9 protein-coding genes and 2 pseudogenes are annotated in these 13,164 nt (G+C 36.9%); 4 read left to right on the top strand and 7 right to left on the bottom strand.

The features are described from left to right. Positions 1 to 63: 63 nt before the first annotated feature. Both CJF42_RS16815 and acs read right to left on the bottom strand, forming a co-directional pair. Positions 64 to 714, bottom strand: a complete 651-nt coding sequence (locus CJF42_RS16815) for a response regulator transcription factor (protein ID WP_095367802.1) — start codon at positions 712 to 714, stop codon at positions 64 to 66. An 89-nt stretch (positions 715 to 803) separates the two neighbouring features. Then, a complete protein-coding gene (gene acs / locus CJF42_RS16810; protein WP_095367801.1) occupies positions 804 to 2,744 on the bottom strand; it encodes an acetate--CoA ligase in 1,941 nt (646 codons plus the stop codon). A 407-nt stretch (positions 2,745 to 3,151) separates the two neighbouring features. On the opposite strand from acs, the gene CJF42_RS16805 reads away from it, so the two are divergent. Then, positions 3,152 to 4,321, top strand: coding sequence for a DcaP family trimeric outer membrane transporter (locus tag CJF42_RS16805; protein WP_095367800.1), 1,170 nt, complete (start codon positions 3,152 to 3,154; stop codon positions 4,319 to 4,321). 371 nt (positions 4,322 to 4,692) lie between these two features. Here the strand turns inward: CJF42_RS16805 and CJF42_RS16800 are convergent, their stop codons facing one another. The 3 genes and pseudogenes from CJF42_RS16800 to CJF42_RS29555 form a co-directional block, all read right to left on the bottom strand. After that, complete coding sequence (locus tag CJF42_RS16800; RefSeq protein ID WP_095367799.1) at positions 4,693 to 5,100, bottom strand: hypothetical protein; 408 nt, start codon at positions 5,098 to 5,100, stop codon at positions 4,693 to 4,695. 435 nt (positions 5,101 to 5,535) lie between these two features. Further along, entirely contained in the window at positions 5,536 to 6,693 is a 1,158-nt protein-coding gene (locus CJF42_RS16795; RefSeq protein ID WP_095367798.1) for an erythromycin esterase family protein, read from the bottom strand. 624 nt (positions 6,694 to 7,317) lie between these two features. After that, positions 7,318 to 7,538, bottom strand: a pseudogene (locus tag CJF42_RS29555) (hypothetical protein); the annotation flags it as partial. Between the two features lie 590 nt (positions 7,539 to 8,128). Here CJF42_RS29555 and CJF42_RS16785 point away from each other — a divergent pair. Both CJF42_RS16785 and CJF42_RS28690 read left to right on the top strand, forming a co-directional pair. Continuing rightward, entirely contained in the window at positions 8,129 to 8,689 is a 561-nt protein-coding gene (locus CJF42_RS16785; protein WP_095367796.1) for a hypothetical protein, read from the top strand. A gap of 169 nt (positions 8,690 to 8,858) precedes the next feature. Beyond that, a pseudogene (locus CJF42_RS28690) lies at positions 8,859 to 9,044 on the top strand (cation acetate symporter); the annotation flags it as partial. Between the two features lie 114 nt (positions 9,045 to 9,158). On the opposite strand, the gene CJF42_RS16780 reads toward CJF42_RS28690, so the two are convergent. Both CJF42_RS16780 and CJF42_RS16775 read right to left on the bottom strand, forming a co-directional pair. Continuing rightward, on the bottom strand, positions 9,159 to 9,911 hold the full coding sequence (locus CJF42_RS16780; RefSeq protein WP_095367795.1) for a hypothetical protein: 753 nt from the start codon (positions 9,909 to 9,911) through the stop codon (positions 9,159 to 9,161). Positions 9,912 to 10,136: 225 nt separating this feature from the next. Beyond that, a complete protein-coding gene (locus CJF42_RS16775) occupies positions 10,137 to 10,562 on the bottom strand; it encodes a hypothetical protein (RefSeq protein ID WP_095367794.1) in 426 nt (141 codons plus the stop codon). A 516-nt stretch (positions 10,563 to 11,078) separates the two neighbouring features. On the opposite strand from CJF42_RS16775, the gene CJF42_RS16770 reads away from it, so the two are divergent. After that, a complete protein-coding gene (locus CJF42_RS16770; RefSeq protein ID WP_095367793.1) occupies positions 11,079 to 12,173 on the top strand; it encodes an ATP-binding protein in 1,095 nt (364 codons plus the stop codon). Positions 12,174 to 13,164: the final 991 nt, after the last annotated feature.

Here is a 13,164-nt window from a genome sequence, read left to right as displayed (position 1 = left end):
GACATGGCATAAAAAATTCCCAATAACTTTGGGGATTTGTTATCGTCACACTTTCTATTTTTTTTACGCTTCAACAGGTGACTCAAGCTGTAGTTTAGCTGCAATCAATACAGCTTGTGTGCGGTTATAAACACCTAGTTTTCTGAATATTGCCGTTATATGTGCTTTAACTGTTGCTTCTGAAATATTTAATTCATATGCAATCTGTTTATTAAGCAAGCCTTCATGTAAATAACTCAGTACTTTATATTGTTGTGGAGTGAGAGATGCGACTTGTACTGCTACTTCAACTTCATCATGAGATAACCCGTTAACCTTATCTTTCATTGACTCTGGTAACCAAGTTTCACCTGCTAAAACTTCATTAATAGCCGCTGCAATTTCAACTGATGAAGATGATTTTGGAATAAAGCCCAAAGCGCCATAGGCCATCACTTTAGATACAACATTGATCTCTTCACTACCAGATATCACAGCAATAGGCAGGTCAGGATGCTCTTCACGGATCCTAATTAAGCCATATAAATCATCATTACCTGGCATATGTAAATCTAATAACAAGATATCAAGATCATCTTCTTTATCTAAAATTTCAAGAGTAGATTTAAAATTATCAGACTCAAATACCGTCAGTTCACTAAAAGCGTTCTGTAGCGCTCCTTTTAATGCTTCACGAAACAAAGGGTGATCATCCGCTATCAAAAACTTGCTCATAGTTTACTCCTAAAAAATGGCTGTTCTCCCAGTTAGACAACAGCCATTATATTACTCATTAAGTTAACACTTAAGCAAGCGATTAACGATTAACGATTAAGACGATTTTCAATCAGCTCTTCAACAACAGTCGGATCTGCTAGTGTTGATGTATCACCTAACTGCTGATGCTCATTCGCTGCAATTTTACGTAATATACGGCGCATAATCTTGCCTGATCGCGTTTTAGGTAGTCCAGGTGACCATTGAATCATATCTGGTGATGCAATTGGGCTTAGCTCTTTACGCACATGATTACGGACTGCTTTCGTTAGCTCATCTGTAATTGACACACCATCATTAGGAGTCAAATAAACATAGATGCCTTGACCTTTAATTTCATGTGGGTAACCAACAACCGCTGCTTCTGCGACCGCTTCATGTGCCACTAATGCGCTTTCAATTTCGGCCGTGCCTAAGCGATGACCTGATACATTTAATACATCATCAACGCGACCTGTGATCCAGTAATAACCATCTTCATCACGACGACAGCCATCACCTGTAAAGTAAACGCCAGGATACGCTGAGAAATAAGTTTGCTCAAAACGTTCATGATCACCATAAACTGTACGCGCTTGTGCTGGCCAGCTATCTAAAATCACTAAATTACCTTCAGCTTCACCTTCAAGTACATTGCCTTCTGCGTCAAATAAAGCAGGCGCAATACCAAAGAATGGCCTTGTTGCTGAACCTGGTTTCATTTTTGTCGCACCAGGCAGTGGTGTGATCATCATGCCACCCGTTTCTGTTTGCCACCACGTATCAACAATGGGACATTGACTATTACCTATTTGCTCATAGTACCAGCTCCAAGCCTCAGGATTAATTGGCTCACCAACAGAGCCTAAAATACGTAAACTGTCACGAGTCGAGCTCGCTGTCGGTTCATCGCCTTTAGCCATGAGTGCACGGATAGCTGTAGGTGCGGTATATAAAATTGAGACTTTATGTTTATCGACCACTTCCCCCATACGACCTGCCGTAGGGTATGTTGGTACGCCTTCAAATAAGACTTGCGTACAGCCATTAGCCAATGGACCATATGCAATATAACTATGACCGGTGATCCAACCGACATCGGCACTACACCAAAAGACATCATCTTCTTTTAAGTCAAATACATATTCATGAGTTAGTGATGTATAAACTAAATAACCACCAGTGGTATGCACTACGCCTTTAGGTTGCCCTGTTGAACCTGAGGTATATAAAATAAATAATGGATCTTCAGCATCCATTACTTCTGGCTCACAAGTTGCCGCTTCATCGGCAACTAAATCATGCCACCAAACATCTTTTTCATGCCAATCAACTTCACCGCCCGTTAATTGATGCACGATTACATGCTCAATAGAGGTAACAGACTCTTGTGATACTGCCTCATCAACATTTTCTTTAAGCGGTACTTCATTACCTGCCCGTCGACCTTGATCTGACGTGATCACCACTTTGGCATTTGAATTATTAATGCGATCAGCAATGGCAGAAGGAGAAAATCCACCAAATACAACTGAATGCACAGCACCGATGCGGGCACATGCTTGCATTGCATAAATTGCTTGTGGTGTCATTGGCATATATATGGCAACACAATCGCCTTTTTTAACACCTAATTTTCTTAATCCATTTGCTAGCTTACACACTTCGTCATGTAGCTTTTGATAAGTAATATACGCGACAGATTCAGGGTTATCCCCTTCCCAAATAAGTGCCACTTTATCTGCTTTAGTTTCTAAATGGCGGTCAATACAGTTATAAGAAGCATTTAACTGACCATCTTGATACCATTTAATATCAATATGACCTTTATCAAAAGACGTGTTTTTAGCTTTTGTGTAAGGTTTAAACCAATCAAGTCTTTGACCTTGCTCTTGCCAAAAGGCTTCAGGATCTTCAAGAGACCACTTATAAAGCGCCAAGTATTGCGCTTCATTAACAATTGCAGATGCTTTTACTGACGACGGTATTGGGTAAATACTCTGTGTCATAACTATTTCCCTAATTTATTTACTTGTACTTGTACTTGTACTTGTTACTTGTACTTGTTACTTGTACTTGTTACTTGTTACTTGTTACTTGTTACTTGTTACTTGTTACAAGAATTACTCAGCTACCAAAGTTTAAATATTAGACTTTAGTATGACCCTCTAATTTATTCATTAAAATCAATTTGTTAAGTTATAATTAAAGTCTAGCTTCTACGTAATAATTTTAAAGCATCGTGTAAAGTTTAACATTTAAATAACACTTATTCTTTTATAAAAGCAAAATTTAAGTTTCTATTCATTAATTATTACACCTTAGTCTTATAGACCAAAAGGTAATTGAACAAAATACGGCCATACGTAAACCTAACATTAACAACAAGTAGCATTTGTTAAAATAGGATACAACAATGAAAAATATTAAATTAATGAAATCTCTCACCGCATTGGTTGTTTTATCAGCTATAAATATAACAGCACATGCTGTAAACCTTGAAGATACTGAAGTAAGATATAGTGGTTATGTCAAACTAGATTCAATCTGGAGCGACTATTCAGACACATTTTCGGATGGCAGTATCTATGATGGCCTAGGTCGTGATTTTTACGTACCAAGTACAACTCCGGTAGGTGATGGTACACATAGCCCTGATGCTGTTTTTGATATGCACGCACGCCAATCACGCTTCAGCTTAGCCACACTAACTAAATTAGATAGCGGTAAACCTATTAAAACTAAAATTGAGCTGGATTTTATAGTATCTCCAGGCGGTAATGAGCGAGTTTCAAACTCTTATGCACCAAGAATTCGCCAAGCCTTTGTGACTTATGATGATTGGTTATTTGGTCAGGCTTGGTCAAACTTTCAAAATGTGAGCGCATTACCTGAAACTTTAGATTTTGTAGGTCCAGCTGAAGGCACAATATTTGTTCGCCAACCACAAATTAGATATACCTCTGGCGCTTTATCTTTTTCTGTAGAAAACCCTGAAAGTACAATCTCTATAAATGGCTCTCGTGTGGAAACTGATGATGCTAGTTTACCTGATTTTAATGTTAAATATACCCATAAAGCAGATTGGGGTCACGTTGCTATTGCCGGTTTAGTGAGACAGTTAACCTATAAAACAAAAAGTTATGATGCAGAGGAAGGCGCTTATGGTGTCAGTATTTCTGGTCGAGTAAATATGGGCAAAAACAATTTAAAATTCATGTTAAATCAAGGTGTGGGTTTAGGTCGTTATGTTGGTTTAAATATCGCTCATAGTGGTGTTTTAACAGATGATAATATAGATACAATCGATTCAACTTCTGGATTTGCTGCTTATCAATACCATTGGAATGATCAATTTAGATCAACTATGATGTATTCTTTTATCTATATTGACAATAAGCCTACTTTACTCAATTTAACAGGTAATCCAACTAAATTTAGCATGAGCTATAGTGCTAATTTATTATATTCTCCTGAGAAACAACTGACTTTTGGTATCGAATTCAAACATGCACAACGTGAAGTTGAAAATGGTGTAGATGGTGATATGAATCGCTTACAGTTCTCTGCAAAGTATGCCTTTTAATAATTATATTTTAAACTAAACAAAAAAAATACGATTTTGCATAATACACAATTTTAATAAGTAAACGATCCAAACGTACAACACTTATACCATATATGGACCCTCTCCGATTTCAAGACAATTTAAATCGTTGAAATAGATTGCTAAAAGCCATATATTCGGCTTTTAGCTGAAGTATCATTTGTTACCTCTAGCCCTGCTGGATTTCCGCCCCTATTACCTCATCAATTTGACGGCTTATGATAGCCCTTGGTATAAAAAATTTCTTATAGGGCAGTGCTGAACTGTATCCCATCAATCTCTATTATCTAGCTATGTTACAAGGTTGTTATACGGTGTTTTTTTCTAAAAAAAGGTTTTCTGTTAATTAATTACGGTTTTAAATCTAAATCTCCTTGGTGATGTAACATCCCTTCAATGTGTTGTTGAGTTTCCTGTATGTAAAACTCTTTACTGTCTATGTTGTTGACTGTTTTTAACGAGAATTCAGGTGGTAATGGAATATGGGATTTTAGGAAGCGGACTAGATCACTCGGATTATAAACCATAGGGCCATATCGCTCTACAGGATAGAAAAAAATATAAAGTATCTTATCTTGTTCGTCTCCTCTTGAATTATATTTACTCCAATATCCATTACTAGGGTGAGATTTTTGGTACTTTACTTTGAACGCAAACATGTCCAAATGGCCACTTTGATTATGCACCGCTTCTTGTAAAACTAATTGCTGAAGTTCAGAGAGGTTATGCCAGATTAGCTTAATGGTCTTTACATCCATCAATGCAGTTAATTATTTATTTGCAATCTCAGCTTTACGTTGTAGTGTTGCGGATGGAAGTTGCATTAACCTAAAACGAGCTTTAAGTTCATCAACGTTGGAATATTCTATAGGATCATTAAAATTTAGCATAAAACAAAACCATATTTTTTTTGAGTATAGTAACCGACTAAAATTAAAAATACCTGCATTACATGATTTTAAATGACGATAGTTTAATTAATAATTACAGGTAGGTGCTTGCACGCAAAAAAACGTAAGGTTTCATGTTTTATGAAATTGATTTTTATTGCTTTGCTATTTAACACTTTGTCACGTTGGCAACGCCAACCTAAGAGTAAATGCATTAAGTTATTAAATAAGTATAAGTTGATAAAATCTGGGCTTTATTGTAAACAATAAAGGCCCAGCACTCTAAGTGTGAGCTTAGGCAGTTTATTGCTGCACAGAAGGCGTTACGTTCGAAAAATGAATCAATGTATCCCATTTATAAGCAATAGTTTTGAGCGGTGCTGATGTGGCGTAATCAATTAACAATACTTTGTCATCAGGTTGCTGAGTTAACAATGTCGGGACATCTAAAATACAAATGTCACAGCCTAATTTATTGGCTTTAAACTCAACACTATTCTTAGAAAGAGAAACCACAGGGTCTATTTTCATACTTATAAAGTTAACAAACTGCCCCTGAGCACCCGTAAAATGCGTTACATGATACTCTTTTGGGTAGTGATCAAACATCACTTTCCCGGCATTGCCAAAGCCATCATTACGCTCTTTTTGCAAATGATAAATATGTGCCCAAATAATCATTTTTTGTGTTTTGTGCTGCTGCGCTTGCCACACTAAATTGTTGCCCATTTCATGACTACGCCTATCTTCTAATTGCCACTGTCTTTTAGCTTGGGCTTTTAACCCTACTAAAATTCGCTGCCAAAAATCAGGCCTTGCAGTAATGCCTTTCGCGTGCGCTTCAAGCTGTGTAAATAAGGTAAAAAAAGCCTCTGTATTGTTTGGTTTTTTACTGTTGATTTCAATAACACTTTGCAAAACAGCCGCTATTTCTTGCCACTGTTGTTTGTTAAACTGGGCATTAAAAGGTGGCAAAAGACTCAGTAATTCTTTTACCAAAAATTGTTTTGAAATTCCTCCAGTCAGTTGCGAGTCAAAACCCACTAACTTTAACGGTTGTACCGAGCGATGTGATTGCTCAATATAGCGAAATAAAGGTTTAAGTTCTGCGCTATTTGCATACATATAAAATAGATTACCCGCAGCATTCCCCGCAATAGATTGGCCATTTTTAATAAATTCGCGATACAGCCAATCTACATCATATAAGCCACTCTCAAGTGCAAGCACGTTGTAGTTATAATTCTTATGTAATGCTTTTACGGCCTCTCGCTTAAAGCTAAATACATTAGCTGCACCGTGGCTTTGCTCACCCAATGCCACATACTTATACTTGGCCACCTTTGCCGCAAAATCATTCGCCACTTTTGGCATGTTAGGTGTTGCAAAGCCCAAAGGGCTAACCAACCACATCAACGCGATAAACGCGATAAACGCCCAATAAACACTATGTTTAAGCATAACCTTCCCTAAAATAAATACAGATAATTCATTGTATAGGCTACGGTTATAAATTATGTACCTACTTTAGTCGTATAAGAGTTTGCTTTAACAGGTGGATAGCGGTGACATCTCCATGCCACTTTGAAACCAGAACTATTGCCACCTGTACAATTGGTTCGTAAGCTTTGAAATTGCTGTACCACATTATAATCATGCAATATTTCAGGCTGTTCGAAGTTATAAGCACCTGCTACTGTCGCTGCTTGAGAGGCTAATAATGCTCTATAGGTTGCGATTTCCCTTTTAAGGCCTCACTCACAACTACATTACCTATACTATACGCAAACAAATGAACTTTGGGATCTCACGCACCATTCCCTTTTATCATTGAAGTTGCTAAAAGCCCGCCAGAGTATAAGTAGAATAAACGGCCTTTTGGCTAAAATTAAAGTATGCATTTTAGCTTTTAGTTTGTTTATGCCACTGTCATGGCTATTTATTGACGATATTTTGCCTATAAAATGCCAATTTTCCCACTTTGATCACTAATTTTGTTCTTCTTTGTTTAAAACACAATAGGCTAGCGTCTGTTATTCAAAACAGTGATGAAGGTGTTTGGATAAAGCGTGTGATTTGTGCTTCTTACTTGCTTATTAAGTTCAACAAGGTAAATTGTGGTGATACGCGACTTGGTGGCAGCTTTTGGTCTATTTTGCATGGATGCTTATCGAGGTGATCGAGTATTTTTTGATCACCACAGGTTCTTCAATACTTGCAATGATCTTAACTGCACCACCACACAGGTCGCATGTTTGGATCTCAATACCAAATACCCGCTTTAACCGTTGCGCCCAGGTCATGCCTTTATGTTTGCTCGCAGTTTGTTTGACTGATGCAGGCTTTAAGTGCTTACTGAGCATGGTTGTTACTTGCGCTCGGTGCTGACTGTTAGGCGCAAATACACCATGATCAATTCATCGGGAATTAATTAAGGCAAGTCAACCTTGCCCGAAGGGTGATAAACAAGGATGTTTATCATCAAATCTGGTTAAATTGACTCTTGGCTTTGGCACTAAAGCCGCTAGCTTTATTTGGCATTGTCGCCAGCATGCGTAATAAGCATATTTAGCTGAAACTTACGTAGTACTCAACATAGACAGTTAGATAAAATTAGTGTCACCTAAAGTAGCTTAGTAAAGATAAAAATTAAAAGCAGCCGCAATGGCTGCTTTTTTTCTGTAATTTATCAGTATTATTGATTTTACTTGCTAAACACTATTTGAGAGATCCGCCATTATCTATAATAAATGGTTAATTTAATTATTTATTGGTTAACTGCAAACAATAGCTTTATAAAATACCTTTCACAGCCCTTGTAAATAGTACTTTACTCTTGTTGGAATACTATTTGCTTAACCAAGTAAATTTAACCTATTAATAAGAAGATACCTGTATGAACAGCGAACAACTATCACGGATCAGTACCTATTTTGTCAGCTTTGTAACAATATCGATTTGGTCATTACTCATCTGGCAATACTTTAACGAAGGTGTACCAAGCCATTACCTACTACAAAATCCTGAGTTTCCCGAACTATCTAATTGGTGGGGAGCTTTATTATTGCCCTTTTTGTCATGGGCCCTACTTAAACTCATTAAAAATCGCATTGTAAATTCTCCTGAAGAAAGTAGACCATTACTTACTAAGCAAGTGATTATCAGTTTGGTTCTTTCACTCATCTATGGCGCAATACTCTCGTTAAGTTTCTTATATGGTTATTCTGAAGTCTCATCGGTTTTGTTTCCAGGCATACTGTGTTTTGCACTATTTTTCAGAGTGTATAGAGCAGAGTTTATACTGGGCTTTATTATGAGTATGAGCTTTGTTTTTGGTGCTGTATTGCCAACAATATTTGCTGCTTTGATAGCGTTTGCATCAGCGGTAGTATATTTTATCACGCACTTCATTTGGGTAAAAATGAGAAGTGTCAAAGTAACAAAACAGGCAGCTTAGAAAGTAAATCCACTTAGATTGGTTACTGATATGCCTTAGTGGTTCTATGTTACGGCAGGATCATCTTTATCAATGTCCCTGCCGTAACATCATTTAGTGAAACTGTTATCTGGCGTTCCTGAAAAACATGAAAGTACATAAGGATAACTAGCAGTAATGAGTATAAGTCCTAGATTCGGCTGAAAACTGGTTATTTGGTATCTCACCAAAAGGAATAGGTCTGATAGGCATGCTGGTGAATTTTGGAGTGGCGATTACTGTGCGTAAAGTCACCGCTGAAACACCAGAAGATATCAAAGAAATGGTGAATGCTATCAGAAACCCAAAAGGTTCAAGTGAAGCGCATACACATTAAGTATAAATCCTCCAGAATTGACTTAACAACCACAACCTTTGGGTTGTGGTTGTTAATCAATCAAGTGGCATGGTATGAAACTGATAATGACACCGTTTGTTTTACAGGTTCAACTTAGGTCACCAGATTAATGATGTCTGACAGTTTTGCCGTATAGATGTTACGGTGATCTGCAAACTCCGTTACTGTATATAAATAATTTATCTCGCTTTCCTGTGAAATACCTTTATCAATACAAAGGTCTTCACACCCGTACAACCAGTTTTTGTGCTGATAAGAGTTTGGATTAGATTCAGTTCCGCTGAAAAATCCATTTAATTGAGTCGCATCAAAACCACTCGACGTTGGCATCTTTTGGTACTGAAGCACCTGCAGTTGTTTTGTTTTATCCGAGTATGATCGATTGACTATCAGCAAGTTATTATTAACAAACGCTGCTCCTTGGATCCGAGTAACTGTATCTCCTTTCTCATCTCCCGAAGGAAAAACGGGTTTTATCTCATAGCAACTTGCATCTGGCGCAACAAATGCGAAATCCGCACTAGTTTTAACGTTACTCATTGGTAACAGCCAAATCATGGCTTCACCACCTTGGCTGTACTTTGATTTTTTCTCAGAGTAAAAATTACCTGTTAAAAAGTAAGGTACGTTATTGATCTCAGTGGTTGATAGATAGGATAGAGGAGCATTCAAAGGTGTATCAATCAAAATTCTGCCCACTTCTGGCAACATATAAGTGTATTCATTCACAAAACTCTGATCCGAACTAATATATGAGGAACATGCACTGCGATCCAATATTAATCTAAGATCAAAAACTCGGATCGCTCTTTGTTTTTTGTCTGCTAATTTCCACGAATCAACCATATATACCCAAACCACTTCAAGATGCAGGATTCAGTTGGAATTAGAAATGCTTTAGGCAAGGCATTGATTGAAGAACATGGTTATTCCCTTTTCAAAATCAATAACGCTGCATAAAGTATTTATAAATCAACCTTACAGGGACTTCTGAGCAAATCATGCTCGTTGTTCCATCTTTTTTTAAGGGAGTAACCATTAATGCAAAGATGCGCCTAGATCATGAATTGCTCAGCAGTCCTGAACCTCACATCTTGAAGTGACTTGGGTATATAGATAATCACCCACAACAGCTAAACCTCCTCCATGGGACTGAATTTTTTCAAATTCAGTGTCTTCACCTTGTGGAACTTGAACCAGCACTAAGTTAAAATATATATTCTTTATGGGATCGGTGATGGTTAATTTGCAATTATCCTTGTATCTTCCTTTTCTAAAGTACCAACTGTTAATAATATACTTACCGTACTTGGCAATGCCTTGCGGACGGCGATTATTATTTTTATAATCATCACCATCAAATTTATATCTGGGCAAAGTAATGCCTACTTTAACGGGTGATATAGTTCTTTTATTTGCTGACTTAAATGTATAATTGTCATCCTTAAATACGTCACATATGGTATTAGCTTTAATTGATGTATCAGACCCCTTCAAAGTTTCACTCAGTCACTTAGGTAAAGCTTTTATTTGTAATTCGGTTACACTAATTAGTGTTCCATTATCGCTATTAGTCATTTTTTCTCCGTTATGTTTTTTCATTTTTTTTGCATCAACAATTTTACGAACAAAGATGCTATTTTATCAATTTAATTGAGTATTAAACGACCTCTGTATAAATTAAACTTGATATATTAAAGACTCAGGTTGGATTGATTTGTGAAAATAAAAATCGCCAAACGTAAAATATTTTTGATAGTTGACAATAACTATTACTGAAATAGTTTAGGTTTTGATGGGTAAGGCTTACCAGCTTTCTAAAGAAAAAATTGTTGATATGACCCACGCTCTATTTGCAGAACCAAACATAGGGTTGAGCTAGGTGCTTCCATTGACGACCACTTAAATCTTTATTAAACACTCATCTCCATTCATCTCCATTCATCTTGAAAAGTTGCTTTCATCAAGTTATAGTGAATGCAATTAATCATGAATGAATAGGTATGAATAGAAATGGCAATATCATGGCACTACAATAGACCTGAGTTGGCAAAAAACATCACACAACAATTAACCAGCGGATTATTTAACCGACTCGCTTACTTAGGCCAAAGACGAATTGGCAAAACAATGTTTTTACTCAAAGATCTCACCCCAAGCTTAGTTAAAGCCAATTGCATCCCTGTGTATATATCTATGTGGAGCAACAAAAATGCTCCGCAAAAAGAAATGATTAATAAATTGCAAATGGCGCTTAAGCAACTGGGTAAAAAAAATGCATTACAGTCGGTTTTAAAGGCGGAAATAACAAAAGTAAAAGCATTAGGAATAACTGCGGAATTTGGCAAGTTAGATCCGGTTGTCGCCACCGATGATGAGCTGGTTATTCTTGGTAATCTTTTGCGTCAAATAGTGAAAGAGGCTGAAAATAATCGAGTGATTTTATTGTTCGATGAAATTCAGCATTTGATCACGGCAAAAGAATTTACACCCTTACAATACATGTTAAGAACAATACTCGATGAACTAAATGAATCGATTGGAGTGCTATACACAGGTTCAAGTCGTCGTGGAATTGAAGCGATGTTTAACAATAAGGATATGCCATTCTACAGCAGTGCAAATCAAGTCGCTTTTCCTCATTTAAGTGACGACTATGTGAGTCATATTAACGCTATGCTAAAAAAACACTTCGACCTGAACTTTAGCACCAGTGAGTTGATCAAATATTTCAACGCAATAAACCAATCTGCATTTTGGTTTGATCGTCTTGTGCAGCATCTGGCGCTTAACCAAACAAGTCTTAGGGAGGCATGCAAAAGCATTAATGAAATGATGCAGTTGGAGAATCAATATGATCCCACTGTTGATGCATTAACTAAAATACAGCAGGGAGTCCTTATTCGAGTGGCAGACAAACTGTCTCGCTATGATGAAGAAGCAATGACACTATATAAAAAACTGGGTGTCAAAACCCCTAATAGAAGTCAAATCCAATCAGCCTATAAATCATTGGAAAATAAACGCTTGATCACAAAAGTAGCCAATACAATCTATATTGAAGAAAGTGGAATTGTACGGTTTATTAAAGAAAAATATCATTTATGAAGTGTGCATATAAACACTATCATAGCTAACACAGGGAGTTCTCAAAATAGCCTTGATAAAACAATGCATCAGAGTGGAGTGTTCGAACTTAGCCCTTAAATCTTTAACAAAAAATTTAAAATAGTCCATTGTTAACCTAACTATTTTTACCAAATCATTTTATATTGCAGCCCTAAAGCCAGGTTGTTCAAATCTGATTACGGTATTGATTAAAGCCATATTTGGCGACCATAAATAAGTTGTCCATTAGGTTAAACCCTAATTGGGCTTCGGCAACAATCGGGTTAGTAGGGAACGCATTTGGGTTGTCCTGGTTAAAGGTATGATCAATAAAACCGGTTAAATGTAACTTGTTGGTTAGATAAGGGTATTTCATCATAAAAACATGTTCTAGTTGCAACACCTGAGCTTACTTATTATCAAACTGGATGAAATGCAAGTTAATGGAGTATTTTAGGTTAATACTGTTAAACATGTCTTTTAAGTAAGTAGTATTATTTAACCTCCAGCGGACTCCGAGTCTGTGTCGGTCATTATTTTCGCCGGTACGAAAATTCAGTTGTAAGGTTAAATCCAGCGGTGAATATTCAGCAATTTGCAAACGAATATTTTGCCTATAAAATGCTAGTTAACCCGCTTTGCTGAATGATTTTGCTATTTTTTTGTTTAAAACATAATAGGCTAGCGTCTGTTATTCAAAACAGTGAGGAAGATGATGGGATAAAGCGTGTGATTTGTGGTTGTTACTTGCGCTCGGTGCTGACTGTTAGGCGAAAATACGCCATGATCAATTCATCGGGAATTAATTAAGGCAAGTCAACCTTGCCCGAAGGGTGATAAACAAGGATTACAAATCATGTCTTGTACTCGTATCCTACCCAAGCTCTGAAACCTGCATTACCAAGTAACATGGGTATATAGGTAATCGAATGGCCATGAATTTATAACATGGGCTCATCATCTATCCCTTCTATACCCAAACCACTTCAAG

Source organism: Pseudoalteromonas sp. NBT06-2, assembly GCF_002276045.1.
Taxonomy (GTDB): domain Bacteria; phylum Pseudomonadota; class Gammaproteobacteria; order Enterobacterales; family Alteromonadaceae; genus Pseudoalteromonas.
This window is presented reverse-complemented; position numbering and strand designations above follow the sequence as displayed.

What these genes read in the sequence shown, in the direction of transcription:
- CJF42_RS16815 (WP_095367802.1), bottom strand. Translation starts at nt 714, where the DNA reads ATGAGCAAGTTTTTGATAGCGGATGATCACCCTTTGTTTCGTGAAGCA.
- acs (WP_095367801.1), bottom strand. Translation starts at nt 2,744, where the DNA reads ATGACACAGAGTATTTACCCAATACCGTCGTCAGTAAAAGCATCTGCA.
- CJF42_RS16805 (WP_095367800.1), top strand. Translation starts at nt 3,152, where the DNA reads ATGAAAAATATTAAATTAATGAAATCTCTCACCGCATTGGTTGTTTTA.
- CJF42_RS16800 (WP_095367799.1), bottom strand. Translation starts at nt 5,100, where the DNA reads ATGGATGTAAAGACCATTAAGCTAATCTGGCATAACCTCTCTGAACTT.
- CJF42_RS16795 (WP_095367798.1), bottom strand. Translation starts at nt 6,693, where the DNA reads ATGCTTAAACATAGTGTTTATTGGGCGTTTATCGCGTTTATCGCGTTG.
- CJF42_RS16785 (WP_095367796.1), top strand. Translation starts at nt 8,129, where the DNA reads ATGAACAGCGAACAACTATCACGGATCAGTACCTATTTTGTCAGCTTT.
- CJF42_RS16780 (WP_095367795.1), bottom strand. Translation starts at nt 9,911, where the DNA reads ATGGTTGATTCGTGGAAATTAGCAGACAAAAAACAAAGAGCGATCCGA.
- CJF42_RS16770 (WP_095367793.1), top strand. Translation starts at nt 11,079, where the DNA reads ATGGCAATATCATGGCACTACAATAGACCTGAGTTGGCAAAAAACATC.